Annotated in this window: 26 protein-coding genes and 1 pseudogene; 22 read left to right on the top strand and 5 right to left on the bottom strand. The window is 71.6% G+C overall.

Annotation, left to right across the window (positions count from 1 at the left end):
• Nucleotides 1–58: 58 nt before the first annotated feature.
• The 6 genes from KCQ71_RS07435 (at nucleotide 59) to KCQ71_RS07410 (ending at nucleotide 3,658) form a co-directional block, all read left to right on the top strand.
• Nucleotides 59–313 (top strand): hypothetical protein, encoded by a 255-nt coding sequence (locus tag KCQ71_RS07435; RefSeq protein ID WP_223404409.1) that lies wholly within the window; start codon nucleotides 59–61, stop codon nucleotides 311–313.
• Nucleotides 310–678 (top strand): WhiB family transcriptional regulator, encoded by a 369-nt coding sequence (locus KCQ71_RS07430; RefSeq protein WP_223404407.1) that lies wholly within the window; start codon nucleotides 310–312, stop codon nucleotides 676–678. The genes KCQ71_RS07435 and KCQ71_RS07430 overlap by 4 nt, the downstream gene beginning before the upstream one ends.
• Nucleotides 675–950, top strand: coding sequence for a hypothetical protein (locus KCQ71_RS07425; RefSeq protein ID WP_223404405.1), 276 nt, complete (start codon nucleotides 675–677; stop codon nucleotides 948–950). Before KCQ71_RS07430 ends, KCQ71_RS07425 begins: the two co-directional genes overlap by 4 nt.
• Nucleotides 947–1,126 carry a hypothetical protein gene (locus KCQ71_RS07420; RefSeq protein WP_223404403.1) on the top strand — a complete coding sequence of 60 codons (180 nt, stop codon included), beginning with the start codon at nucleotides 947–949 and terminating at the stop codon, nucleotides 1,124–1,126. Before KCQ71_RS07425 ends, KCQ71_RS07420 begins: the two co-directional genes overlap by 4 nt.
• 241 nt (nucleotides 1,127–1,367) lie before the next feature.
• Nucleotides 1,368–2,525 (top strand): phage major capsid protein, encoded by a 1,158-nt coding sequence (locus KCQ71_RS07415; protein ID WP_223404402.1) that lies wholly within the window; start codon nucleotides 1,368–1,370, stop codon nucleotides 2,523–2,525.
• A 566-nt stretch (nucleotides 2,526–3,091) separates the two neighbouring features.
• Entirely contained in the window at nucleotides 3,092–3,658 is a 567-nt protein-coding gene (locus KCQ71_RS07410) for a DUF4145 domain-containing protein (RefSeq protein WP_223404400.1), read from the top strand.
• On the opposite strand, the gene KCQ71_RS07405 is transcribed toward KCQ71_RS07410, so the two are convergent.
• Entirely contained in the window at nucleotides 3,655–4,398 is a 744-nt protein-coding gene (locus KCQ71_RS07405; RefSeq protein WP_223404398.1) for a hypothetical protein, read from the bottom strand. The genes KCQ71_RS07410 and KCQ71_RS07405 overlap by 4 nt on opposite strands.
• Before the next feature lie 94 nt (nucleotides 4,399–4,492).
• Here KCQ71_RS07405 and KCQ71_RS07400 point away from each other — a divergent pair, with 94 nt between their 5' ends.
• Nucleotides 4,493–5,140: a DUF8453 domain-containing protein gene (locus tag KCQ71_RS07400; RefSeq protein ID WP_223404396.1), complete on the top strand. Its 648-nt coding sequence runs from the start codon at nucleotides 4,493–4,495 to the stop codon at nucleotides 5,138–5,140.
• On the opposite strand, the gene KCQ71_RS07395 is transcribed toward KCQ71_RS07400, so the two are convergent.
• Nucleotides 5,137–6,564, bottom strand: a complete 1,428-nt coding sequence (locus KCQ71_RS07395) for a recombinase family protein (RefSeq protein WP_223404394.1) — start codon at nucleotides 6,562–6,564, stop codon at nucleotides 5,137–5,139. The two genes, KCQ71_RS07400 and KCQ71_RS07395, sit on opposite strands and share 4 nt — an antisense overlap.
• A 64-nt stretch (nucleotides 6,565–6,628) precedes the next feature.
• On the opposite strand from KCQ71_RS07395, the gene KCQ71_RS27870 reads away from it, so the two are divergent.
• The 4 genes from KCQ71_RS27870 to KCQ71_RS07380 all read left to right on the top strand — a co-directional run bounded on the left by KCQ71_RS27870 (nucleotide 6,629) and on the right by KCQ71_RS07380 (nucleotide 9,882).
• On the top strand, nucleotides 6,629–6,736 hold the full coding sequence (locus KCQ71_RS27870) for a magnesium chelatase subunit ChlI family protein (RefSeq protein WP_372453963.1): 108 nt from the start codon (nucleotides 6,629–6,631) through the stop codon (nucleotides 6,734–6,736).
• On the top strand, nucleotides 6,729–7,901 hold the full coding sequence (gene dprA / locus KCQ71_RS07390) for a DNA-processing protein DprA (protein WP_223404392.1): 1,173 nt from the start codon (nucleotides 6,729–6,731) through the stop codon (nucleotides 7,899–7,901). The genes KCQ71_RS27870 and dprA overlap by 8 nt, the downstream gene beginning before the upstream one ends.
• 134 nt (nucleotides 7,902–8,035) lie before the next feature.
• On the top strand, nucleotides 8,036–9,004 hold the full coding sequence (locus KCQ71_RS07385; RefSeq protein WP_223404390.1) for a tyrosine-type recombinase/integrase: 969 nt from the start codon (nucleotides 8,036–8,038) through the stop codon (nucleotides 9,002–9,004).
• Between the two features lie 86 nt (nucleotides 9,005–9,090).
• On the top strand, nucleotides 9,091–9,882 hold the full coding sequence (locus KCQ71_RS07380) for a class I SAM-dependent methyltransferase (RefSeq protein ID WP_223404388.1): 792 nt from the start codon (nucleotides 9,091–9,093) through the stop codon (nucleotides 9,880–9,882).
• A gap of 136 nt (nucleotides 9,883–10,018) precedes the next feature.
• Here KCQ71_RS07380 and KCQ71_RS07375 read toward each other — a convergent pair.
• Nucleotides 10,019–10,543, bottom strand: a pseudogene (locus KCQ71_RS07375) (M23 family metallopeptidase); the annotation flags it as partial.
• A 344-nt stretch (nucleotides 10,544–10,887) separates the two neighbouring features.
• Between KCQ71_RS07375 and rpsB the strand changes: the two are divergent.
• The 5 genes from rpsB (at nucleotide 10,888) to KCQ71_RS27560 (ending at nucleotide 15,632) form a co-directional block, all read left to right on the top strand.
• Entirely contained in the window at nucleotides 10,888–11,952 is a 1,065-nt protein-coding gene (rpsB, locus tag KCQ71_RS07370) for a 30S ribosomal protein S2 (protein WP_223404386.1), read from the top strand.
• 42 nt (nucleotides 11,953–11,994) lie between these two features.
• Entirely contained in the window at nucleotides 11,995–12,840 is an 846-nt protein-coding gene (gene tsf / locus KCQ71_RS07365) for a translation elongation factor Ts (RefSeq protein ID WP_223404384.1), read from the top strand.
• Between the two features lie 196 nt (nucleotides 12,841–13,036).
• Entirely contained in the window at nucleotides 13,037–13,798 is a 762-nt protein-coding gene (pyrH, locus tag KCQ71_RS07360; RefSeq protein WP_154793560.1) for a UMP kinase, read from the top strand.
• On the top strand, nucleotides 13,795–14,352 hold the full coding sequence (gene frr, locus KCQ71_RS07355; RefSeq protein WP_223404382.1) for a ribosome recycling factor: 558 nt from the start codon (nucleotides 13,795–13,797) through the stop codon (nucleotides 14,350–14,352). Before pyrH ends, frr begins: the two co-directional genes overlap by 4 nt.
• A gap of 11 nt (nucleotides 14,353–14,363) precedes the next feature.
• Nucleotides 14,364–15,632: a phosphatidate cytidylyltransferase gene (locus KCQ71_RS27560; RefSeq protein ID WP_308116617.1), complete on the top strand. Its 1,269-nt coding sequence runs from the start codon at nucleotides 14,364–14,366 to the stop codon at nucleotides 15,630–15,632.
• Nucleotides 15,633–15,772: 140 nt separating this feature from the next.
• Here the strand turns inward: KCQ71_RS27560 and aztD are convergent, their stop codons facing one another.
• Nucleotides 15,773–17,056 (bottom strand): zinc metallochaperone AztD, encoded by a 1,284-nt coding sequence (gene aztD / locus KCQ71_RS07345; protein WP_223404380.1) that lies wholly within the window; start codon nucleotides 17,054–17,056, stop codon nucleotides 15,773–15,775.
• Nucleotides 17,057–17,142: 86 nt separating this feature from the next.
• Between aztD and rlmN the strand changes: the two genes are divergently transcribed.
• The 6 genes from rlmN (at nucleotide 17,143) to KCQ71_RS07315 (ending at nucleotide 23,733) form a co-directional block, all read left to right on the top strand.
• On the top strand, nucleotides 17,143–18,300 hold the full coding sequence (rlmN, locus tag KCQ71_RS07340) for a dual-specificity RNA methyltransferase RlmN (protein WP_223404378.1): 1,158 nt from the start codon (nucleotides 17,143–17,145) through the stop codon (nucleotides 18,298–18,300).
• Between the two features lie 92 nt (nucleotides 18,301–18,392).
• Nucleotides 18,393–18,941 (top strand): DivIVA domain-containing protein, encoded by a 549-nt coding sequence (locus KCQ71_RS07335; protein ID WP_223404377.1) that lies wholly within the window; start codon nucleotides 18,393–18,395, stop codon nucleotides 18,939–18,941.
• Nucleotides 18,938–20,122, top strand: coding sequence for a 1-deoxy-D-xylulose-5-phosphate reductoisomerase (gene dxr, locus KCQ71_RS07330; RefSeq protein WP_223404375.1), 1,185 nt, complete (start codon nucleotides 18,938–18,940; stop codon nucleotides 20,120–20,122). The genes KCQ71_RS07335 and dxr overlap by 4 nt, the downstream gene beginning before the upstream one ends.
• A gap of 148 nt (nucleotides 20,123–20,270) precedes the next feature.
• On the top strand, nucleotides 20,271–21,632 hold the full coding sequence (locus KCQ71_RS07325; protein ID WP_223404373.1) for a M50 family metallopeptidase: 1,362 nt from the start codon (nucleotides 20,271–20,273) through the stop codon (nucleotides 21,630–21,632).
• Between the two features lie 35 nt (nucleotides 21,633–21,667).
• Nucleotides 21,668–22,828, top strand: a complete 1,161-nt coding sequence (ispG, locus tag KCQ71_RS07320) for a flavodoxin-dependent (E)-4-hydroxy-3-methylbut-2-enyl-diphosphate synthase (RefSeq protein WP_223404372.1) — start codon at nucleotides 21,668–21,670, stop codon at nucleotides 22,826–22,828.
• 26 nt (nucleotides 22,829–22,854) lie between these two features.
• Nucleotides 22,855–23,733 (top strand): GNAT family N-acetyltransferase, encoded by an 879-nt coding sequence (locus KCQ71_RS07315; protein WP_223404370.1) that lies wholly within the window; start codon nucleotides 22,855–22,857, stop codon nucleotides 23,731–23,733.
• A gap of 127 nt (nucleotides 23,734–23,860) precedes the next feature.
• Here the strand turns inward: KCQ71_RS07315 and KCQ71_RS07310 are convergent, their stop codons facing one another.
• On the bottom strand, nucleotides 23,861–24,736 hold the full coding sequence (locus KCQ71_RS07310) for an Fpg/Nei family DNA glycosylase (protein WP_223404368.1): 876 nt from the start codon (nucleotides 24,734–24,736) through the stop codon (nucleotides 23,861–23,863).
• Nucleotides 24,737–24,775 lie beyond the last annotated feature (39 nt).

Raw genomic sequence — 24,775 nt, 5'->3', positions numbered from 1 at the left:
TTACCGAACCCCCCTACCCCCCCTTTATGGAGGGGGGTTCGGAGAACGGAGTTCCGCTGTGGAACGCCCCCTGCTGCCGGGCGGCGGGGAGAACCCGACCCTGCACCACCACCAGACCCGAGAGGCACCAACCATGACCACCGACCAGACCCTCACCACCCTGGCCCGCATCGCCAAGGCCCTGGAACGATCGGCCACGGCGCAGGAGCGCATCGCGACCGCGGTGGAGGAGCTCGACGTGAGCGAGCTGGCCAGGATCGCGACCGGCGTGTCCGACCTGGTCGACACGTTCGACCCTCCGGCAGCGCGGTGAGCACGCCGAGGAAGGCTGCCCCGCCGAGGCCGCTGTTCGCCCGGTCGGCGGAGGACCTCGCGGTGCTGCACGCGCTGGCCGACGTCTACGCCGAGGAGTTGCCGTGCCGGGGCGCCTCGACCGTGCTGGCGGAGGCGTGGACGAGCGAGGACCCCGCCGAGCTCGACCGGGCCGCGGCGGCGTGCGCCACGTGCCCACTCCTGGCCGAGTGCACCGACTACGGCCGCACCTACCGGCCCGAGGCCGGGCAGTGGGGCGAGTGGCGCCGTCGCCCCCGAGGCCGGGCCGCTGCCCGTGACGCGGCGGACCGTGCCGCCGAGGCCCAACTCATGATCACCCACCCGAGTCCGAGGAGGACAGCATGACCACCACACCCGCACCGACCCCCGCCGAGCTCCGAGCCCGCAACCGTGCCCTGCGCGCGGTGCTGGCCATCGGCACCGACGACCTCGACGCTCTCGCCGTCGTGCTCAACGAGGCGAGCGAGGATGCCCCGCACGGCGTCGGGCAGCTCATCGTCGCCCTCGCGACCGCTGCCGCGGCCAACGCCGAGCAGCTCGCGCCGGACTGGGTCGAGCAGCTCCGGTTCATGATCGCCGCGGAGGACGCCGCGACGCCGGACGGGAACGCGTCATGAAGCTGCCCTGGCTCCGGGACCAGCCCGACGCGCCAGAGACGCTCAACCCTCGCGACGCCGAGCACACCGAGCGGGTGGTCACCCGGCGCGACCTGACGGGGGAGGCCGAGGTCGTCTACGCCCGACCGGAGGCGGCGGACCACTGGCGCGAGGACGTGTGGCGCCCGAACCCGTAACGGGCGCTGTGCTGGGGCAAGATTGCGATTGCAAGCGTTGGGCCAGCGGTCAACTGAGCGTCAAGTCGAGGGCTCCTTCGGGAGTCAAGACGAGGGCGCGAGGGTCAACCCGTCCGCTCACCGCGACCCGCTCCATCTGTGCTCGCCAGCGTGCCTCCAGCGCCGCCCGTAGAGCCCGAGAGCGGCTCCCCTTCACTCATCGCGCCCCCAAGGGCGCACCAGCACAGAGAGGGGTTCCCAAGTGAACCTCAAGCAGCAGCGCGCAGCCGCACTCAAGGCCGCGCAGGACATCGTCAACCGGGCCAAGGCCGCGGGCCGGGACCTGACCGACGCCGAGCTCGCCCAGGTCGAGGCGAAGGTCGCCGAGGTCCAGGAGCTCGACGTCAAGATCGCTGCGCAGGACGCCGCGGTCAAGGCCCGCCCGGACTTCGTCAGCCAGCTCAGCGCGGGCATCGACGACGCGAAGGACGGGCACGGTCGCCTCGACATGTCCGGCCTCAAGGACCGGATGCTCGCCGGGATGCAGACCTACTCCGGCCGCGTCAGCCCCGGCGTCAAGGGCCTGGTGCCCGCGGGCGAGACCGTGGTCACGATCCCGGTCGTCAACACCGAGCCGATCCCGAGCAGCCTCGCCCAGGAGCGCCCGCCGCGCCTGATCGACGTGCTGCCCGCGTCGGTGAAGGCCGCGGTCTACAAGGTCCTCAAGCAGACCGTGATCGCCTCGCCGGGCACCGCGGGAGTGGTGGCACCGGGGGACGTGAAGCCGACCAAGAAGCTCGGCCTGCACACCGAGGAGGCCCGGCTCCGGGTCATCGCGGTGCTGTCCGAGCCGGTCGACAAGTACCTCCTGGAGGATGCCTCCAACCTCCGCACGTGGGTCGGCGCCGAGCTGGTGGACGCCATCCTGGACGCGCTGGAGCTGGAGGTCCTGGCCGGGGACGGCACCGGTGAGCACTTCACCGGCCTCGCCAACACCAGCGGCATCCAGACCCAGGCGTTCGCCACCGACCGCATCACCACGCTGGCGTCCGGCCTGTCCAAGGTGGAGGACATCGGCGGAGCGGCGTTCATCGCGCTGGCCTCGACCGACTGGCTGGCCATCCAGACCGCTCGCAACAGCGGCGGCAACTTCGACCTCGGCGGGCCCATCGACGCCTCCGCGCGCACCGCGTGGGGCACCCAGGTCGTGACCGTGCCGGGCCTCGCGGCGGGGGATGGGTACGTGGTCGGCAACGACAGCGTCGAGGTCACCACCGACGGCGCTGGCATCCGCGTCGAGTGGGGCATGCCGGGCGACACGTTCACCCGCAACCAGGTGGTGGCCCGCGTCGAAGGCCGGTTCAACCTGGACGTGACGCGCCCGCACCGGGTGGTCCGGCTGGCGCTGACCGGCGCCTGAGTCCCGGAGCGTGGCCGGGCTCCCCGAACCGGCCACGCTCCATCCCGACCGACCCCCGCGAGCCACCCGTGCCGCGGGGGTCGGTCTCGCTACAGCTCCACCCCCGCTCGCACGCGAGTTGGGCCAGTCTCAGCCCCTCACCCACGCAGCGCCCTACGGCCGCGAGAGAGGCCATCTCGCACGCGAGAGCGCGACCGTTCCAGAGCGTTCCAGTCCACTCCCATTTCAACGCCTTCGCGCACGCGCGCGCGAGAGGGCCCAGACCGTTCCAGAGCGAGACGGTTCCACTGACCTGGGGTGGGGGTCCCGTCGCGGTAAGGATCGCTGCCGGCGGAGGGCTCCGCTGTGCGCGCACGCTGTGATGGAGACGCCCCCATACTCCCCGATAGCGATGCGACTCTCCACTAGGCTCGGTTTCCATGGCGACGAGGACCTGCTGGAACTGTGGCAAGGATGCGCACCAGACCCAGCGCTCGACCGAACCGCACCACGAGAGTGCGGCCGAGCTCGATAGTGTCCTGCGGTGGTTCGCGCTCTTCCGATGCGATCAATGTGGTTGTGGAACTATGGGCGAGATCAAGGTCTCTCGGGCTGCAATTATCCCGAGCAACGCAATGCAAAGCTCGGGTTGGCAAATGACCGCGCTTAGCGCGGATGGCGCCGTAGTGAACGCGATCAAGGACGTCTTTGAGCGTGGAGTCGGAGTGCTATGGCATCCCTTTGCCTCGGGACATGGCGAGCCGGAGGACGTCCCCAGCCCGATCTCCGAGGCGGCTGCGGAGGCATGGACCTGTCACGCGGCCGGGCTGCACCGGGCGGCGGCGATCATGGCACGCGCGGTGGTTGAGGCGACAGCCAAGGACAAGGGCGCTACTTCTGGCAGTCTCATGGCCAAGATCGACAAGCTGTACGACGACGAGGTCATCGGGAAGGGCGTCAAGGGAACGGCCCACGAGATTCGGTTCATTGGTAACGAGATGGCGCACGGTGACTTCGTGATCAACATCGGCGAGGACACTAGCGCGGACTTGCTGTCGTTCATGGACGAGCTCTTGTATGAGGTCTATCAGCGAGACGCGAAACTGTCCCGGTTCCGAGCGGCGCGGCAGAAGACGGCACCTGGTAGTCCTTAGTCCCCCTCGGCGCTCACGCGCTGCTCGTCGTTGTCGACTGCGGGCTCATCGGACGACGGTTCAGCAGCACGTGCCCGGACGGGGAGGCGCCGCCTCAGCCATGCCGCTGCTCGTCGTAGCGGGCTCGGCGGTCTGGGGCGTGACGCCTCCGCCAGGTCCCGAAGGCGTCGATGCATCTCGTCCGTTGTCCCCAGCTCTTCAACCTCGTCGCTGTACGAGCGCCACCAGCGACGGCCACGGACGTCCTTGAACGAGACGTAGCACGGTGGCACAACCTCCCAACCAGGGTGCGCCGAGGCGTAGCCGAACCCCTCAAGGCGTGCCCCCATCTGATGCTGAGGGAGCAGCAGGACTTGGTGCCCGATCACGTCAGGTAGCGGTCGATAGCCGGGCACCGGTGTCGCAGCCTCGGGAGGGAAGTTGTTGTACGTCTTGGCGACGTGGAGCTTCACGTCGAAGATCGGGTCGGCCGAGAGGTTGTGTGCATAGACCTCGACGTCGACGGGCTGCCGCACCACGCCGTCCGAGCCCGGCACCGGCAGGCCTATCTCCACGTACTGGTACCAGACGGGGACTCGCCGGACCTCGGCGGTCTCGTCCGTCGTGACGCGCTCGGCGAGCTTCGCCTCCGCTGCCTTGCGCCCGCGCAGCTCAACGAAGAACAGCACGCCAGGCACGAGGGCGGCCAGGATCGTGGCGCCTGCCGTCACCCACACCGCCCAGAGCTCCTCGGGAGTCATGCCGGTCAGCGTAGGAGCCACCACCGACGCGCGTGGGCGAACTGGGTGTGTCGTTCGGCTAACCCGCCGACTCCAACGCTGATACCCATGGGCTATGGAACCGTCAACGTGGATAGCCATCGCCAGTGCAGTCGTGGCCCTGGTAGCCCTGTTCTTCACAGCGATAGCTGCCTCCGCAGCCAAGCGCCAAGCCGATGCGGCCGTGGCCCAGACCGAGGTCCAGCGCGCCCAGGCAGACGCTGCGATCGCCCAGACTCAGCTACAGCAGGAGCTGGCGAGGCAGAGCCAGCAGCCCTACGTGTGGGCTGACATCCTGCCCGACATGCAGCAGGGCACCACCTTGCAGCTCGTCGTGGGCAACGCCGGGCCGACTCTGGCAACCAACGTCCGGGTGACGGTCGACCGCCCGCTGCCGTCGGTCGGTAGGACCGCCGAGTGGGTCACACGGGTGCAGGAGCGCCTCGCCGATGGCATCAAGTCGCTGTCGCCGGGACGTACGATCCATTGGGCCCTCGGGACGGGCCCCGAGTTGCTCAAGGACGATGGCTCGCAGACGTACCACATCGTGGTCGAGGCGGACGGGCCGAGCGGGCCGCTCGACCGGGTGGAGCACGACGTGGACGTGTCGGACTGGCGCGAAGCACGTGACGCCCCAGACGGCTCGCTGCACCACGTGCGAGGCTCGATCAAGGACCTCAACAAGACCGTCGACGAACTCGGGAAGAAGCTCCTCGCGCGCTAGCCGTCTGACGCCTCGGCGCCTCGCCAGTCGATGCCGACCGACTCCGGCCGGAACGTCCGGGTGCCTCGGCCGGGCGGGTGCAGCGTGACCGTCATCAGCGCGTCAATGACCACGCGGCGCCGGTCGGTCTCCATCGCCTCCCACGCCGCGGCGACGTCCTCGGCGCCCACGAGCGGCCCGAGCTTGTCCACCCGGCCAGCGTCGGCCATGTCGGCGTCGATGGCGGCGAGGCGGTCGGTCAGTCGGGCGGTGATGGTGCGGAGCTGAGCGGAGGTCACCGCGCCGTCGGCGAAGTCGATCGCGACCGACTCCAGCCGGGCTCGGAGTGCACGGGCCTCGGCGCGGAGTGCGGAGGCGTCCGGCTTGGTGTGGTCCACCAGGAGCTCCGCAGCGTCCGGCTGGGAGAGTCGAGCCACCACGAGCTCGCCCACGTAGGCGTCGACCGGGTCGCTCTGGCGTCCGACGTGACCACTGCTGCCCGAGCAGCGGTACATGCCGTACTTGGCGACGGCGCCCCCGGCGTGCACGGTCGCCCCGCACACACCGCAGCGGGCCAGCCCGGTCAGGAGCCGCTTCGACCCGCGCGGGCCGGTGCGCCGCGTCGGGTTGGTCAGGACCTCGCTCGCAGCACGCCAGGTCTCCTCGGGGACCAGTGCGGGCCACTCCGCCCGGACCACCTGGCCGTCCTCACCGATCACCAGAGCGCGCTTGTGGGCACGGAGCCCGGCGTAGCGGGCGTTCATGAGGACCGCGCGGACGTTGTCGTGACGCCACAGGCCACCCGGCGCGTCCGGTCCGGCGCCGCGGGCGGTCCGGGGAGCCTGCCCGGTGCGGAAGCCAGCGGCGTTCCAGCGCCGAGCGATGCCGCCGAGGGGCACACCGGACAGCAGCAGGTCGTAGCCCTCGCGGACCGCAGCGGCCTCCTCGGGGCGCACCGTGACGCCGTCGGCGTCATACCCGAACGGGCGGCGCCCCGAGGTCCGCAGGCCCTTGCGAGCGGCCGAGTCCTGGGCGCGTCGCTGGCGCTCGCCCTTGCGCCGGACCTCGAACCGGGCGAGCGCCGCGGTCATGGTGGCGCGGAACTCCCCGTCGGCCGTGGTGAGGTCGATCTCACCGTCCACCGTGGCCACCATGGCGCCGGTCTCGATGATCGTTGCGAGGTCCTGGATGGTGCGGAGCAGCCGGTCGATGTCCACCGCCACCACGACGGTGTCGTCGGTGCCCGCGTCGAGCTCGGTCATCAGTGCGGCCCATGCCGTGCCCGCACCGCGAGGCTTCGACGCCGACGTGTCGTTGTCTACGAACTCCCGGTGGACTGTCCATCCGCGCGCCTCCACCAGGGCCCGGCACCGTGCGCGCTGTCGCTCGATGCCCTCGGCGGCGTCGAGCGATTGCCGGTAGTACAGGAGTGCGCGGCGGGTCATGGGGGCTCCTCGGGCGGGTCGGGTCGGGCAGGACCTAGTATGGCTTCACTTACGCCGTTTGGCAGTGCACTGGGTCGCGTGGACGCTGGCCGATCTCGCCGAGCGGGACCAACCGACGAGTACCGACGTGGGCGAGGCGCTCGCGCTGCGGATGGTGGGCACCCATGCCTGACCGGCTGCCCTTCGACCACCTCGACGAGCATCTCGCCCGCGCTGCCTGGAGCCGACTCGCGGAACCGGACGACCGGGCTGCGAACCGGCTGGTGGCCACCCTCGGGGCGGGCCCGGCCCTGGATTGGCTGCTTCATGCCAACCGGGGCTTGTTCCCAGCGGTGCCGGCGCAGCCGCCGCGCGGCGACTGGCGTACCGCGGTCGCTCGATGGACGCCACGGCTCGCCGATCTCGACCCCCGGCGCGAACTCGACGTGATCGCCCGCCGCGGTGGGGACCTGATCCTGCCCGGCTCGCCGGCCTGGCCCGCCGGTCTGGACGAGTTGGGGGAGTCCGCGCCGATGTGCCTGTGGGTGATCGGTGCCCGTGACCCGGCGACCCTGGCGGCCTCGTCGGTCGCACTCGTCGGTTCCCGGGCGAGCACCGCCTACGGGGAACGGGTCACCACCGACCTCGCGATGGGCATGGCCGACAAGTCCATCACCGTGGTGTCCGGCGGCGCCTACGGCATCGATGCAGCCGCGCACCGGGCCACGCTGAGCGTGCACGGACCGGCGTTGGCGGTGATGGCCGGCGGACTCGACCGGTACTACCCGAACGGGAACTCCCAGCTCCTGGCGCAGGTCGCGGCCACCGGAGCCGTGGTGGCCGAGGTACCGCCGGGCACCGCGCCGATGCGGACCAGGTTCCTGTCCCGGAACCGGCTCATCGCGGCGCTGGCCCGGGCCACCGTGGTGGTCGAGGCGGCCTGGCGATCGGGTGCGCTCAGTACCGCCGCCAAAGCCGCCGAGCTGCTCCGGCCGGTCGGGGCGGTGCCGGGACCGGTGACCTCCGCGGCCTCCGCCGGCTGTCATCGGCTGCTCCGGGAGTCCGATGCGATCTGCGTCACCGACGCCGCCGAGGTCGCCGAGCTCGTCCAGCCTGTCGGGACGGCGCTGCCCGAGGAGCCGGTGGTGGCCGCCGGACTCCTCGACGATCTCGACCCCGAGCAGGCCCGGGTGCTCGACGCACTCCCTGCCCGAGGCGAGGCGGTGTTCGGCGCCGTCGTTCGTAGCGCCGGGCTGGACGAGGTCTCGGTGCGGGCCGCGCTCGGGTTCCTCGAGCTGGCCGGTCGGGTGACCCGGGACGGTAGCGGGTGGCGGCGGGTGCGCGTTCGTCGCGGCTGAGGGTGCGTGCCGTGGCCCACCCCGCCTGACGCGCGGATGCGGGCCGTGCGCCGTAGTCCGGCCCGACCCTGCCGTGTGGACGAAGGTGCGTGCCGGTGGCCCGGTCCCACCCTGCCCCGTGGCAGGCTGATTCCATGTCTGCACCGCGCTCGCGTGCCGGCGCGACGCGGCCGCGCCGGGTCCCCGAGCGCCCCGGCGACGCCGCCATGCTCGCCGCCTTCGTCGCACACCTGCAGGCCCAGCGCGGGCTGTCCGAGCACACCAGCCGGGCGTACCGCGGCGACGTGCGCACGCTCCTGGACGCCGTCCCGACCGTCGACGCCGACACCCCCACCGACCTGGACGCCCTCGACCTGACCGCACTGCGTTCCTGGTTGGCCGGCCAGTCGGCACGAGGCCTGTCCCGCTCCACCCTCGCTCGCCGCGCCGCGGCCGCGCGCACGTTCACGGCGTGGGCGAAGCGGACCGGCCGGATGGCCGAGGACCCGGCGCTCCGGCTGCTCGCGCCGCGCCCGGACTCGGTGGTGCCGGCCGTGCTCGCCGTCGACGAGGCCGACACGCTGCTGACCGTGGCCAGGACCCGCGCCGACGACGGCGAACCCGCCCACGTGCGCGACTGGGCCGCGCTCGAACTCCTCTACGCCTCGGGTCTGCGGGTGTCCGAGCTCGTGGGTCTCGACCTCGCGGATGTCGACCAGGGCCAACGACTGGTGCGGGTGCTCGGTAAGGGCAACAAGGAACGCATGGTGCCGTTCGGGGTGCCGGCCGCCCGGGCGCTCATGCAGTGGGTCGACGTCCGCGGGGGACTGGTGGACCCGGCGGCGACGACGAACGCCCTGTTCCTCGGGCACCGGGGCCGGCGCCTGGGGACGAGGCAGGTCCGTAGCGCGGTCCATGAGCTGGCGGCTGCCGCCGGGGTCCGCGACCTGGCGCCCCACGGCGTCAGGCACTCCACGGCCACCCACCTGCTCGAGGGCGGATCCGACCTGCGCTCGGTCCAGGAGGTCCTCGGGCACGCGTCGCTGGCAACGACGCAGCGGTACACCCACATCTCGGCGGAGCGGCTGCGCGCCTCGTTCCAGCAGGCCCACCCACGGGCCTGACCCCCGTCGCCTCTCCGGCGTGGCCACCTCACGTAGCCCCGGCATCTCACGTTGCCGCCGCGGGCAGGCCGACTAGCCTGTGAGGTATGGCACAGGAGCCGGAGTCCCGTTCCGCCCTGGACGTGGCCCGAGACTACGAGGACGCGGTCTCGCCGATCGTCGCCCCGTTCGTGGCGGCGCTGATCGACGCCGCCCGGATCCCCGTCGGCGGCTCCGTCCTCGACCTGATCTGTGCCACGGGCGTCGCGACCCGGGCCGCGGCCGAGGCCGCCGGGCCGATGGGCCGGGTGGCCGGCCTGGACGACGATCAGGACCTGCTCGACGTCGCGGCCGATCATCGCGGTCTCGTGATCGAATGGGTGCAGGCCCACCCCGACGCCCTGCCGTTCCCGAGCCGGACCTTCGACCGGGTGATCAGTCAGCAGGGGCTGCAGCGGATCCCCAGCCTGCGCGTGAGCGTCGAGGAGGCCTGCCGGGTCCTCCGGGTGGACGGCGGGTTCGCCGCCACGATCTGGCTGCCTCTGGACCGAAACCCGTTCTTCGCCGCCGAGGCGCGTGCCATCGCCGCCGTTGCCGGGACCGAGGCGCTCGTCGGAGTCGAGGAACTCCCGGACCGGCTGGCGCTCGTGGCCCACGAACTACGCGCCGGTGGCCTCGTGGACGTCACCACGGCGGAGGTGACCACCACCGTGGACGTCCCCGCCGACGAGGGGTTCATCGCCGACCACCTGGCCACCTCCTACTGGGCCAGGGACCTCGACGTGACCGGCCGAGCGGAGGCCGCCGCGGCGGTGCTGGCGGACCTGGCCGACCACCGCACGAACGCGGGCACCCTGAGTCTGCCGTTCGCGTCCGCGGTGGTGCACGCCTTCCCGTGAGCCACGCGATCGCGTCCGGAGCGGGCGCCCGACCGCTCGGAGCGCCGGCGTCGTCGACCGGATAGAGGCGGATCACCGGATCCGCGACCAGCAGCGTCAGCGGATCCAGGTAGCGCTGTCGACCCAGCCGGGCTCCCCAGTGCAGACACCACTGGGCCGGCCCACAGTGTGGGCCGGCGTCGCCGCGGGCGAGCTGGCCGATCACGTCGCCACGGCGCACCACCGTGCCTACCGGCAGGGTCGTGGAGACCGGTTCGTAGGTGGTGCGGATCCCGTCGGGATGGTCGACGGAGAGCACCGGCCGGTCCACGACGCGGCCCGCGAACGCCACCACACCGTCCGCCGCGGCCAGGACGTCCTGACCCGGCGTGCCGGCGAGGTCCACGCCCCGGTGCCCGGGCGACCAGACCTGCTCGGGTTCGCTGAACGGTGTCAATACCGCCGGTTCCGGGGTCAACGGCCAGCCGTACCCGCCGGCCACGGGCGGTGATGTCGGTGCGGTGCCGGCCTGCGTGCCCGGCTCGACGGTGGGCGAGTCGATCCGGGGTCCTCCTGGTGGCGCCCCGCTCACAGCCGAGGGGTCCAGCGGTGCCAACAGGGCGAGCCCGGCTGCCAGCGTGATCGCGACGACGCCGAGGGTGGTGGAACGGGTACCGGCCATCGGCTCAGCCAACCCGACGTCGCCCGGTCGGTCGCCGGCGCGACGGGGGCCTGGGGACGGCGAGTCACCCGGCGCGGGGCTGTGTGGGGCCGCCCCGAGGATCCGGTAGACTCGCACCTGCAGGTGGTACGTCCTTCGGGACTGCCGCCTGACATCGCGCGCTCACAGACCACTCCCAGCGAGTGGGGTCGTGCGGCATGGTCCGGATCCTCGATCCGGTGCCGAACGGCCGTGAGCACCAGGAATGAGCACCACCCGGTGACTCAGGGACAACCGAGTTGTGCCCGGCCCAAGCGCCGCGGCACGTGATGTGTGGGGTCCGCCCCACGTCGAAAGGACGAGCCATGGCCGTCGTCAGCATGCGTCAGCTCCTCGAGAGCGGTGTCCACTTCGGGCACCAGACCCGCCGTTGGAACCCCAAGATGAAGCGCTTCATCTTCACCGAGCGCAACGGCATCTACATCATCGACCTGCAGCAGTCGCTGCTGGACATCGACCGCGCGTACGAGTTCGTCAAGGAGACGGTCGCACGTGGCGGCACAATCCTCTTCGTCGGCACCAAGAAGCAGGCGCAGGAAGCCGTGGCCGAGCAGGCCACCCGCGTGGGGATGCCCTACGTGAACCAGCGCTGGCTCGGCGGCATGCTGACCAACTTCGGCACCGTGAGCAAGCGCCTGCAGCGCCTCAAGGAGCTCGAGGAGGTCGACTTCGACGACGTCGCCTCCAGTTCCTTCACCAAGAAGGAGCTGCTCATGCAGCGCCGTGAGCGCGACAAGCTCGCCCGTACCCTCGGCGGCATCCGCGACATGGCCAAGGTGCCTTCCGCCGTCTGGGTCGTGGACACCAAGAAGGAGCACCTCGCCGTTGCCGAGGCGCGCAAGCTCAACATCCCCGTCGTGGCCATCCTGGACACCAACTGCGACCCCGACGAGGTCGACTTCCCGATCCCGGGCAACGACGACGCGATCCGCGCCGTCAGCCTGCTGACCCGCGTGGTGGCCGACGCCGCCGCCGCGGGTCTGGTCTCCCGTCACGGTGGCGGCAGCGATGCGGCCACCACCGAGGCCGAGCCGCTGGCCGAGTGGGAGCGCGAGCTGCTCGCTACCCACGAGGCGCAGCAGGGTGCCGAGGCCAGCGCCGAGGGCACGGCCGCCGAGGCGGCCGCTGCCGAGGCGAGCGCGCCTGCCGCGCCCGAGGTCGTCGTGGAGGCGGCGGAGGCCGCTGACGTGACCCCGGCCGTCGAGGAGACCCCGGCTGCTGAGGAGACCCCGGCTGCTGAGGAGACCCCGGCTGTCGAGGAGACCCCGGCTGTCGAGGAGACCCCGGCCGTCGAGGAGACCCCCGTTGCCGAGGAGACCCCGGCCACCGAGGCCGCCGAGGAGAAGCCGGCCGCTCCCGAGCAGGCCTGACGCACAGTCCCCAAGACACCAAGGATCTGGGAAGGATCAGACATGGCGAACTACACCGCTGCCGACATCAAGGCCCTGCGCGAGCGCACGGGTGCCGGCATGCTCGACGTCAAGAAGGCTCTCGACGAGGCCGACGGTGACGCCGAGAAGGCGATCGAGATCATTCGGGTCAAGGGCCTGAAGGGTGTGAGCAAGCGCGAGGGCCGCTCCGCCTCGGACGGTCTGGTGGTGGCCTCCATCGACCCCACGCCCGACGGCGAGGGTCAGGTCGGCGTGTTGGTCGAGATCAACTCCGAGACCGACTTCGTGGCCAAGAACCAGGTGTTCATCTCGCTCGCCGACCGCGTGGTGGCCACTGCGGTGGCCTCCGGTGCGGCGGACGCGGACGCGCTGCTGGCTGCCGAGTCCGACGGGGTGCCGATCTCCTCCGTGGTGGACGAGACCGCCGCAACCCTTGGCGAGAAGATCGTCGTCCGCCGGGTGGCCCGACTGGCCGGTGAGCACGTCACCTCGTACCTGCACCGCACGGCCAAGGACCTCCCGCCGCAGGTGGGCGTCCTGGTGTCCTCGGACGCCGCCGGCGCCGCGGTCGCGCACGATGTGGCGCTGCACATCGCGGCCTACTCCCCGCAGTACCTCAGCCGCGACGAGGTCCCCGCCGACAAGGTGGCCGACGAGCGTCGGATCGCCGAGGAGACCTCCCGCAACGAGGGCAAGCCGGAGCAGGCACTGCCGAAGATCGTCGAGGGTCGCCTGAACGGCTTCTTCAAGGAGGTGGCTCTCCTGGACCAGCCCTTCGCGAAGGACCCGAAGAAGTCGGTGGGCCAGGTCGTCACCGAGGTGGGTGGCACGATCACCGGCTTCGCGCGGTTCCGCGTCGGCGCCTGAGCAGCAACCTTCGGCGGTGGGCCCGGTACGGAAACAGCGCACGGGGCACCCCCGTGAAAAGCTCAACCCAACCCGGGGGCGCTTTCCCACCACCCGGGGGGGGGGGCCCGGGGCCGGACCCGGGGCGGGGCCCACCGCTGTCATACGCTCACCCCAGCACATCCACTCAGCGTTCTCACCCAGGAGGATCTCGCCGATGCCTGCGCTCACCCCTGCCCCGACCACACGTCGGGTCCTGCTCAAGCTCTCCGGAGAGGTGTTCGGCGGTGGCAGCGTGGGGCTCGACCCCGACGTGGTCGCCTCGATCGCACGTGAGATCGCCGAAGCCGTCCACGAGGGCGTCCAGGTCGCGATCGTGGTCGGCGGTGGGAACTTCTTCCGAGGTGCCGAACTGTCCCAGCGCGGCATCGACCGTGCCCGGGCCGACTACATGGGCATGCTCGGCACCGTGATGAACTGTCTGGCCCTGCAGGACTTCCTCGAGAAGGCGGACGTCACCACGCGAGTGCAGACCGCCATCACGATGGGCCAGGTCGCCGAGCCCTACATTCCGCTGCGCGCGATCCGGCACCTCGAGAAGGGCCGCGCCGTGATCTTCGGCGCCGGCGCCGGGATGCCCTACTTCTCCACGGACACGGTCGCGATCCAGCGTGCGCTGGAGACCCACTGCGAGGAGGTCCTCGTCGGCAAGAACGGCGTCGACGGTGTCTACACCGCGGACCCCCGCGTGGACCCGACCGCCACCAAGCTCGACTTCCTCACCTTCGACGACGCCATCCAGAAGGACCTGCGGGTCGTGGACTCCACCGCCCTGGCGATGTGCCGCGACAACCAGCTCTCCATGCGCATCTTCGGCATGGAAGGGCCGGGTAACGTGGCCGCTGCCCTCCGAGGTGAGAAGATCGGCACATCAATGACGTCCGGTGCAGGAACCGACCAGAGCAAGGAGCAAGCGTGATCGACGAGACCCTCTTCGAGGCCGAGGAGAAGATGGACAAGGCCGTCGAGGTGGCGCGTGAGGACTTCGGCAACATCCGCACGGGTCGCGCGAACGCCGGCATGTTCAACAAGCTCGAGGTTGAGTACTACGGTGCCCCCACGCCGCTCCAGCAGCTCGCCTCGATCACCATTCCAGAGGCCCGCACCGTCATGCTCACCCCCTATGACAAGACCTCGATGACGGCGATCGAGAAGGCCCTGCGCGAGTCCGACCTGGGCGTGAACCCCAGCAACGACGGCATCCAGATCCGGATCATCCTGCCGACCCTCACCGAGGAGCGGCGCCGCGACTACGTCAAGCTCGCCAAGACCAAGGGCGAGGACGCGCGGGTCGCCGTGCGGAACGTGCGCCGGCGCGCCAAGGAGGAGCTCGACCGCATCGCCAAGGACGGCGAGGCCGGCGAGGACGAGGTGAACCGCGCCCAGGCCGAGCTCGACGCGCTCACCAAGAAGCACACCGACACCGTCGACCTGCTGCTCGCCGGTAAGGAGAAGGAACTGCTCGAGGTCTGAGCGGCCCGGCCATGGTTGATCCAAGTCCGCCACCTGCCACCGGGAGCGACGGCGCGCCGCTCTCGCGGCGCGCCCTGCGCGCCGCGGAACGGGCCGCACGGCTCGAGGCGGAGCTCGACGGCACCGCCGCCGACGCCGAGCCGTCCGGGCCCGCTGCGGCGGCAGACCGTGCCGCAACGACGGGCCGCGCCGACAAGCCCGCGCCGCTCGCGGCGCGGGCAGGCTCTTCGGGCTCGGCCGCGTCGCCCGAACCCGCGACGACCTCACCCAACGGCTCCGCCGGCAGCGCCGCGACGCCGTCGGGCAGTCCTGCGGACCCGGCGACCGGAACTCGCGGCGCCGCGCCCGATCGGCTGACGGCGACACCTGGCGCACGGCCGACCACCGGCGCCTCGACGCCCTCCGCCGAACCCGCAGGCTCCGGTGACTCGGCAGCGTCCGCGGCCTCCGCCGAGGAACCCGCGCCGGCCTCGCGCGCCGGCCGCAACCTGCCCGCTGCGATCGGGGTCGGCCTCGGCCTCGGTGCCGTCCTGATCGCCTCCCTGTTCATCCGCAAGGAGGCCTTCGTCGTCCTCGCCGTCGTCGCGTGTGCGATCGCGCTGTGGGAACTCGAGCGGGCGCTGCGCACCCGGGACATCCGGCTGCCCTACCTGCCGCTCGTGGTCGGCACCGTCGGCATGCTCGTCTCGGCCTACCAGGCCGGCATCGAGGCGTTGCTGGTCGCGTTCCTGCTCACGGCCGGTGGTGTGTTCGTGTGGAGGGTCCTGGACGGCGGGGGCGGCGACGCGTTGCGTGATGCCACCGCCGGCATCTTCGCAGCCGCGTACATCCCGTTCCTCGCGGGTTTCCTGATGATCATGCTGTCCGCCGACGACGGGCAGTGGCGGGTCCTGATGTTCGTGGCGCTCGTGGTCGCCAACGACACCGGGGGCTATATCGCCGGGGTCCTGTTCGGCCGGCACCCGATGGCACCCTCGGTGAGCCCGAAGAAGTCGTGGGAGGGTGCCGCCGGGTCCGTGGTGCTGGCCGCCCTGGTGGGGGTCGGCTTCGCGATCTTCGCCATCGACGCCACGTGGTGGGCGGGTCTGGCCATCGGAGTGGTGGCCGTGGCCGGGGCGACCATGGGCGACCTGTCCGAGTCCATGCTCAAGCGCGACCTCGGGGTCAAGGACATGGGCAAGATCCTGCCCGGGCACGGCGGCATCCTGGACCGGGTGGACTCGATCCTGATCTGCTCCCCGGTCGTGTTCGCCCTGCTCCTGGTGGTCGCGCCGGCCTGAGTCGCCTGACGCGCCGGCCGGTCCATCCGAGCACCCACCTCGGCCACGGCGTCGTCCGGGGCCGGTACCGTACCCGTTCGGCCGTCCAGGCCCGAACGGGTACGGCTCCCTCGTCCGGTGGACGAGGGTCGTGACGGTCGTCAGCCGGCCACGGAACTGAGTTCGTTCGGGACCACCGGCAGCACGGCGCTGTCGATCACCTCGGCGCCGGGCAGATCCACCACGAACACGGTCGACGTGGCCGGCTCGGTGACGTACGCGAACGAACCCTCGACCCGTAGCGTCGGGCGCGGGTCCTGCCACTGCTCGGGCTCGGTCCAGGGTCCGGTCACCGGGACCTCGGCGGTCACCGTGCCCGCCTCGGGATCGATGATCCGCAGCGTCCCATCGGTGCCGAGCACGAGCGCCTCGCCGCCGGGGCCACGGGCGAGCGAGCGGAAGCTGTAGCTCACGCCGAGATCCACGAGCCGGATCTCGGCCGTCCGGGTGTCGATCAGGGAGATCCGGGTGGGCCGTTCGAGGTCGGCCTCAGGGTCGGACTTGTAGTCGCCGAGCACCACGGGGGAGGCGTCCGAGCCGGCCAGGTTCCCGATCCGCCCGTACGCGTCCGGCGCCGCCGCGTGGGTGAACGCCGAGCCGGTCACGATCAGCGCGCCGTTCTCGCAGCCGAACACGACCGTCTCGTCGGCGGCCACTGTCTCACCGTGTACGCCGGGGCAGGTCTCGGCGCGCGCGACCTCGGCTCCCTCGGCGTCCAGGAGCACCACGCCGGAGCGGGACTCGGAGTCGCCGATGGTGTGCAGGAGGCTGTCGTCGGTGCGCACCACTGCGACGCCGTGGTGGGCCTGCGGGGTGCTCGTGGTCGCCAGCACCGGGGCCTGTGCACCGGCTGCCAGCTCGTGCGGGTCCAGCACGGTGATCTCGCCGGTGCCATCGGCGAACAGCACGGTGCGCTCGGCGTGGGTGACGACGTGGCCGGGGTGGTCCGCCGTGATCACGACGTCGGTGAGGAGTGGGTCGGTCGTGTAGGAGTGCGAGTGGTCCCCGTGCGCTTGGCTGAACGCGCCGGTGTCGAGCAGCCGGAACTCCTCGCCGAGGGTCAGGAACAGGTGCCGCCCGTCCCCGGCGGGGTTCACGCGGACGAACCCCTGCGCCGGGAAGTCCGCGAGCACCTCGAGCGAGAGGGCGTCGACGATCAGCACGCCGCCGTCATAGGTGACGGCCAGCCGCGGTGACGGTCCCGCCGCCTCCTCGGTGGGCCGGCCGTCCTCGGGCGCCGACTCCTCGCCGTCGTGGTCGTGTTCGTCGTGGGTCGCGGTGCCGCCGGCGTCCTCGGTGGTCGCCGTCGGGGCGGCGCAGGCGCCGAGGAGGACGACGGCGGAGGTCAGCAGGGCGAGTGGGGCCAGTTTTCGTGTTCGTCTCATAGCGAGAATGATTCTCACTCTGTTTAGTCCACGTCAAGTCGGGTGGCGGCGCGGCGTCGCCGAGCGTCTGGGAGACTGGTGGCACCATGACCACTCCCGCACAGCCCCAGGTCCTACCCGGACACGCTCCCGATGCCGGTGACCGCCCGCGCCTGTCCTTCGCGGTGCCGCGCCGCGGCAAGCCGCCCCGGCACCTGGCCGACCTCACCTCCGCAGAGCGCGCCGCCGTCGTCACCGAGCTCGGCCAGCCCGCCTACCGGGCCAAGCAGATCGCCACGCACTACTTCGGCCACCTCACCCGCGACCCGGAGGCGATGACCGATCTGCCCGCCGGGATGCGCGAGGACCTGGTCCCGCAGCTCCTGCCCGAGCTGCTCACCGAGGTGCGCCGGCTGGAGGCCGACGGCGGTGACACCGTCAAGATGCTCTGGTCCCTGTTCGACGGCGTCAAGGTCGAGTCGGTCCTGATGGGCTACTCCGACCGGGCCACGCTGTGCGTGTCCAGCCAGGCCGGCTGCGGCATGGCCTGCCCGTTCTGCGCCACCGGCCAGCAGGGCCTGACCCGGAACCTGTCCACCGCCGAGATCATCGAACAGGTGCGCCGCGCCGCCGTCAGCTGCCGCGACGGCGAACTGCCCGGCGGCTCCCGCCGGCTCACGAACATCGTGTTCATGGGGATGGGTGAGCCGCTCGCGAACTACCGCACGGTGATCAACGCCGTGCGCCGGATGGTGGACCCGACGCCGGACGGCCTGGGCATGTCCGCCAGGCACATCACCGTCTCCACGGTGGGTCTGGTGCCGGCCATGAAGAAGCTCACGGCCGAAGGCATCCCGGTCACGCTGGCGCTCTCGCTGCACGCCCCGGACGACGAGCTGCGCTCGCAGCTGATCCCGATCAACAGCCGCTGGACCGTCGGCGAAGCGCTCGACGCCGCCCGTGAGTACTTCGAGGTGACCGGCCGCCGGGTCAGCATCGAGTACGCCCTGATCAAGGACATGAACGACCACGGGTGGCGCGCGGACCTGCTCGCCGCCGAGCTGCTCAAGCGGGGCAAGGGCTGGGTGCACGTGAACCCGATCCCGCTGAACCCGACGCCGGGCTCGATCTGGACCGCGAGCGAGAAGGACGTCGAGGACGAATTCGTGGCACGCTTGCGCTCGGCGGGGATCCCGACCACGGTGCGGGATACTCGCGGGAGCGACATCGACGGGGCGTGTGGGCAGCTCGCCGCGGAGGTGTGAGCGCCGATTCACCACCGTGAGTCGGGCCCGGGGCACCCGGGCCACCCCCATAGGCTGGGCACGTACGCGCCGGAACGAGGAAAGGATCGTCGATGGAGGGCCTGTTCTCCACCGTCGGGAATCTGTCGAGCGGGTATGACCGTGAGCAGGTCGATGAGTTCTTCGAGCGGGCCAAAGCCTCCTACGAGGGCAGCGGCGAGGAGACCTTGAGCGCCGCGGACGTGCGCCAGGTCGCCTTCGACCTGGTCCGGCACGGTTACAACCCCGCGGCCGTGGACGCCGCCCTGGACCGGCTCGAGGGTGCGTTCATCCAGCGCGACCGTGCCGACTTCATCGCCACCCACGGCCAGGAGGCCTGGATGGAGCAGGTGGCCGAACGGGCGACCACGCTCTACCCGCGCCTCGTCCGGCCCGACGGCGAGCGGTTCGCCCCACCCGAGCGGGGTCGCGGCTACGACGCCGAAGCCGTGGACGAGGTCCTGGACCGGCTCGTGGACTACTTCGACTCCGGCGCCAAACTCTCGGCCGCGGAACTGCGGCAGGCCACCTTTCCCTCGGCGCCGCGCTCGCGTGCGTACGGCGAGGGCCCGGTGGACGCCTACCTCGACCGCGCCGTGGACGTGCTGCTCGCGGTCGAATGACCCGCACCGTCGCGCTGCTCGGGTCCACGGGGTCTGTCGGGACCCAGGCGCTCGACGTGATCGCCGCGGCGCCGGAGACGTTCCGGGTCACCGCGCTCGCGGCCGGCGGCGGCCACCTCGAGCTGCTCGCGGAGCAGGCGGTCCGGTTCGGCGTCGAACTGGTCGCCCTGGCCGACGGGAGCGCTGCAGCATTCGCCGACCACCTCGACGACGCCGCGCGGCGGCTCCGCCGGCCCCGGCCCCGGCCCGAGGTCCTCGTCGGTGCGGACGCGGCCTGCGCCGTCGCCGGCGTCGGTGCGGACGTCGTCCTGAACGCGATCACCGGCTCGATCGGGCTCGCCCCCACCCTGGCCGCGCTGCGCGCCGGCTCCACGCTCGCGCTCGCGAACAAGGAGTCGCTGGTGGCCGGGGGAGCCCTGGTGCACGCCGCCCAGCAGCACCCGGACCAGATCGTGCCGGTCGACTCCGAGCACTCGGCGATCGCGCAGGCGCTGCGCTCGGGCACGCCGGCGGAGGTCGCCCGGCTGATCCTGACCGCCTCCGGCGGGCCGTTCCGGGGGCGGACCCGCGCCGAGCTCGCGGACGTGACGCCGCAGCAGGCGCTCGCGCACCCGACCTGGGCGATGGGTCCGATGGTCACCACGAACTCCGCGACACTGGTCAACAAGGGGCTCGAGCTCATCGAGGCGCACCTGCTGTTCGGTGTCCCGGTCGCGGACATCGTGGTGGTGGTGCACCCGCAGTCCGTGGTGCACTCCATGGTCGAGTTCGTGGACGGTTCCACGATTGCGCAGGCGTCCCCGCCGGACATGCGGTTGCCGATCTCCCTCGGCCTCGGCTGGCCGGACCGGGTGCCCGGTGCCGCGGCCGCGTGCCGGTGGGACCTGGCCACGTCGTGGACCTTCGAACCCGTGGACGACGGCGTGTTCCCGGCTCTCGGGCTCGCCCGCGCCGCGGTCGCCGCGTCCGCCACCCACCCCGGGGTGCTGAACGCCGCGAACGAGGAGTGCGTGACCGCGTTCCTCGGAGGGCGGATCGCCTTCCTGGACATCGTGGACACGGTCGCCGCCGTGCTGGACGAGCATGCCGGCACCAGCGCCGCGGACCTGAGCATCGAGGCCGTGGCGGACGCGGAGCGGTGGGCGCGGGCGCGCACCGGGGAGCTGCTCGCCCACCGCTGAGAGCCGCACGTCCTCGCCTCGCCGACCGGTGGTGCGATCTGCCCACCGGCACGTGGGTGATTCGGTGGCTCGCTCTCAGCAACGCGACGTACTCTGAGGCGGCACTGCGCAGCCGGGACGGTCCCGGGCCCGGTGCGCTGGGGTAGGAATGGACTTCTGGTTGGGTGTGCTGTTCGTGGCGGTGGGGTTGATCATCTCCATCGCGCTGCACGAGATCGGCCACCTGGTGCCGGCGAAACTGTTCGGCGTCAAGGTCTCCCAGTACTTCGTCGGGTTCGGCAGGACGCTCTGGTCCACCAAGCGCGGCGAGACCGAGTACGGCATCAAGATGCTGCCGCTCGGCGGGTACGTGCGGATGGTCGGGATGTTCCCACCCGCCCGCGAGGAGGTCGGCGAGGACACTGATGGTCGACCGGCCGAGGCGAGGCTGCGCCGTCGGGGCCTGCGCGGACTGATGGACTCGATGGCCGAGGACGCCCGCTCCGCCAGCGCCCAGGAGATCGGCGAGGAACTCGCCGACGGGCAGCGGCACCGGGTCTTCTACCAGCTCAGTACCCCGAAGAAGCTGGCCGTGATGTTCGGCGGTCCCGTGGTGAACCTGATCATCTCCACGGTGTTGTTCGCGATCATCCTCACCGCGTTCGGGACCGCGACGGCCAGCAACCGGATCAGCAGCGTCTCCGAGTGCGTCGTGCCGGTGACCGAGCAGCGCGAGTGCGCCGCCGGCGACGCCGAGTCGCCCGCGGCGATGGCAGGCTTCGAGGCGGGGGACCGGATCGTCTCCTGGAACGGGGAGCCGGTGACCGAGTGGGCGGACATCTCCACCTCGATCACCGACGGCGGCACCGAGGCAGCGACGGTCGTCGTCGACCGCGGCGGCGAAGAGGTCACACTCACCGTGACGCCGGTCCTCGAGGACCGGCCGGTCGTCGAGGACGGTGCCGTGGTTACCGACGCCGACGGCGAACCGGTGCTCGCGCCGGTGCCGTTCGTGGGCATCTCGGCGGCCTACGAGCTGGTGCCCCAGCCGCTGTCCGCGGTGCCCGCGTTCGTGGGGTCGGTGTTCACCGGCACGGTCGACGTGGTGATCTCGCTCCCGCAGCGCCTGGTCGCGATCGCCCAGGCCGTGTTCGGGACCGAGGAACGCGACCCGGGGGTGGTCGGGCTGATCGGTGTGGGCCGGTTCGCCGGCGAGATCGCCTCCATCGACTCGGCCGACTACGGAGCCGCCGAGCGCACCGCGGACCTGCTCTCGCTGGTCGCGTCGCTGAACATGGCGCTGTTCGTGTTCAACATGATCCCGTTGCTGCCGCTGGACGGCGGGCACATCGCCGGGGCCCTGTTCGAAGGGGCCCGGCGCCGCCTCGCGCAGGCGTTCGGGCGCCCGGATCCGGGGCACGCGGACACCGCGAAGCTGATGCCGCTCACGTATCTGGTCATCATCGTGCTGGGCGGCATGAGCCTGCTGCTGGCCTTCGCGGACATCGTCAAACCGGTCACCCTGGGCTGAAGCGCCCGCGGCGGCCACGGTGTGATACTTGACGCGTGAGCGTTCCGATCAGTCTGGGCATGCCCGAAGTCAAGGAGACCCCGCCGGTGCTGGCGCCGCGGCGAGCCACCCGCAGGATCCGGGTCGGCACGGTGGACGTCGGCGGCGGCGCCCCGATCTCGGTGCAGTCGATGACCACCACGCCGACGAGCGACATCAACGCGACCCTGCAGCAGATCGCCGAACTCACCGCGGCCGGGTGTGACATCGTCCGGGTGGCCGTGCCCACCACCGAGGACGCGGCCGCGCTGCCGGTGATCGCGAGGAAGTCGCAGATCCCGGTGATCGCGGACATCCACTTCCAGCCCAAGTACGTGTTCGCCGCCATCGACGCCGGCTGCGCGGCGGTGCGCGTGAACCCGGGCAACATCCGCAAGTTCGACGACCAGGTCAAGGAGATCGCCCGCGCCGCGGCCGACGCCGGCACCTCATTGCGGATCGGGGTGAATGCAGGCTCGCTCGACAAGAGGCTCCTCGAGAAGTACGGCCGGGCCACCCCGGAGGCGCTCGTGGAGTCCGCCGTCTGGGAGGCCTCGCTGTTCGAGGAGCACGACTTCCACGACTTCAAGATCTCCGTCAAGCACAACGACCCGGTGGTCATGGTGCGGGCCTACGAGCTGCTCTCCGAGGCGGGGGACTGGCCGCTGCACCTCGGGGTCACCGAGGCCGGCCCGGCGTTCCAGGGCACGATCAAGTCCGCGACCGCGTTCGGCGCCCTGCTCAGCCAGGGCATCGGCGACACGATCCGGGTGTCCCTGTCCGCACCCCCGGTCGAGGAGGTCAAGGTCGGCATCCAGATCCTGCAGTCGCTGAACCTCGCCGAGCGCAGGCTCGAGATCGTCTCCTGCCCCTCGTGCGGGCGTGCGCAGGTGGACGTGTACTCGCTCGCCGAGCGCGTCACCGCCGGCCTGGAGGGCATGGAGGTGCCCCTGCGCGTGGCCGTCATGGGCTGCGTCGTCAACGGGCCGGGGGAGGCCCGGGAGGCCGACCTCGGGGTGGCCTCAGGGAACGGCAAGGGCCAGATCTTCGTCAGGGGCGAGGTCATCAAGACCGTGCCCGAGGCGCTGATCGTCGAGACCCTGATCGAGGAGGCCATGCGGATCGCGGACACCCAGCCGGCCGGTGCGACCGGCGGCCCGGTCGTCACCGTGTCCTGACCCGCCAGGTGAGGCACAATCGCACCATGCCCACGTGGCCATGGCGCACACCCCTGCAGACCCACCCCGATGTGGTGGTCCAGGACGCGCGCTCGGCGGACGTGGCCGAGCTGATCGCGTTCGCCAAACAGGACCCGGTCGACGCGGCGCTGCTGGGGGAGCACGTCGAGGCGATGTCCTCCTACGGGTTCTACCGCGACCAGCTCCTGTGCATCCGGGAACCGCAGGGGCTGACCGGCCTGTGCTGGACCGGCGGGAACCTGGTGCCGTTGCGCCTGTCCGACGTTGCCGTCGAGGCCGTCGCCGATCACGTGCGCCGACGCTCCCGCCGGTTCTCCTCCGTGGTCGGTCCCGCCCACGACGTGATGCGCCTGTGGGAGGCGATGCGCGGCTTCGCACCCACGCCCAGGGACATCCGCCCGGACCAGCCGTCCATGGTGATCGACGGCGACCCGCTCGTCGCGCCCGACCCCGGGGTCTCACTGACGTCCGTGAACGACCTCGACCTGCTGCTGCCGGCGTGCGTGGCGATGTTCACCGAGGAGGTCGGCTACTCCCCGCTCACGGCCGGTGGTGGGTATGAGCGCCGGGTCCGGTCCCTGGTCCAGGGCGGCCGGTCGCTGTCCAGGATCGAGGAAGGCCCCGAGGGTCGACGCGTGGTGTTCAAGGCCGAGCTCGGCACCGTGGCGCTCGGCGTCACCCAGGTCCAGGGGGTCTGGGTGCACCCGGACCTGCGCGGCCAGGGCCACGCCGTGGCCGGCATGGCCGCCGTGGTCGCGTACGCCCGCGCCCAGGTCGCCCCGCTGGTGTCCCTGTACGTGAACTCCTACAACGCACCCGCGCTCGCGGCCTACCGCAAGGTCGGCTTCCGTGAGGTGGGGACGTTCGCGACGATCCTGTTCTAGGGCGTGCCTGCCCGGACGCACCGCCGCCGCGAGAGTGCTGTGGTGGTTGCCACTCGTGCCCTGTCGGCGAGCCGGCTCCGGTGCACCGACGGCGCGGTTGGGTGCGAGTGCCATGGCGGCCGCGGGCTCAGCGCAGCAACCTGGACATCCGCCGGTCGGCGAGGATCTTCCCGCCGGTCTGGCAGGTCGCGCAGTACTGCAGCGCCGAGTCGGCGAAGGAGACCTCCCGGATCACGTCCCCGCAGACCCCGCACTCCGCTCCGGCGCGACCGTGCACGCGCATCCCGGACCGCTTCGCGTCCTTCAGCTCGGCCGCGGGGCGGCCCGAGGACGCCTCGATCGCGGGCCGGAGCACCTCCCCGATGGCGTCGTAGAGCCGGGTCACGGCCTCGTCGTCGAGCGAGGAGCTGATCGCGAACGGGCTCATCCGGGCCGCGTGCAGGATGTCGTCGCTGTAGGCGTTCCCGATCCCCGCGATCGTGCCCTGCTCGCGCAGCACGCCCTTGATCTGCTGCTTGCGCCCGGACAGGATCGCCGCGAACGCGTCCCGGGTGAACTCCGCCGAGAGCGGCTCGATGCCGAGGCTCGCGATCGCCGGAACCTCCTCGGGGGAGGCGACCACGTACACGGCCAGGCGCTTGCGGGTACCGGCCTCGGTGAGGCTGAAGCCGGACCCGTCGTCGAGGTCCACCCGCAGTGCCACCGGCGACTTCGGGGACCGGGACACGCCTCCCGGGAGCTTCTCGTGCCAGCGCAACCACCCGGCCCGGGCGAGGTGGAAGACCAGGTGGAGGTCGCCGTCGGGCAGGTCCTCGACCCGCAGGTCGAGCCACTTGCCCCGACGAGCGACCCCGGCCACCGTGCCGCCGGCGAGCGCATCCGGCGCGGGGGAGAACGTCTTCAGCGTCTGGATCCCGAGCACGTGCACGGCGGCGACCCTGCGGCCGACGGTGCGTTCGGTGAGGAAGTCGACGAGGCCCTGGACCTCCGGTAGTTCCGGCATCGTCCCAGTCTGGCAAGGGAGTTCGGCACATGCCAGGGA

Origin of the sequence: Occultella gossypii, from assembly GCF_019947135.1 — a bacterium.
Taxonomy (GTDB): domain Bacteria; phylum Actinomycetota; class Actinomycetes; order Actinomycetales; family Beutenbergiaceae; genus Occultella; species Occultella gossypii.
This window is presented reverse-complemented; position numbering and strand designations above follow the sequence as displayed.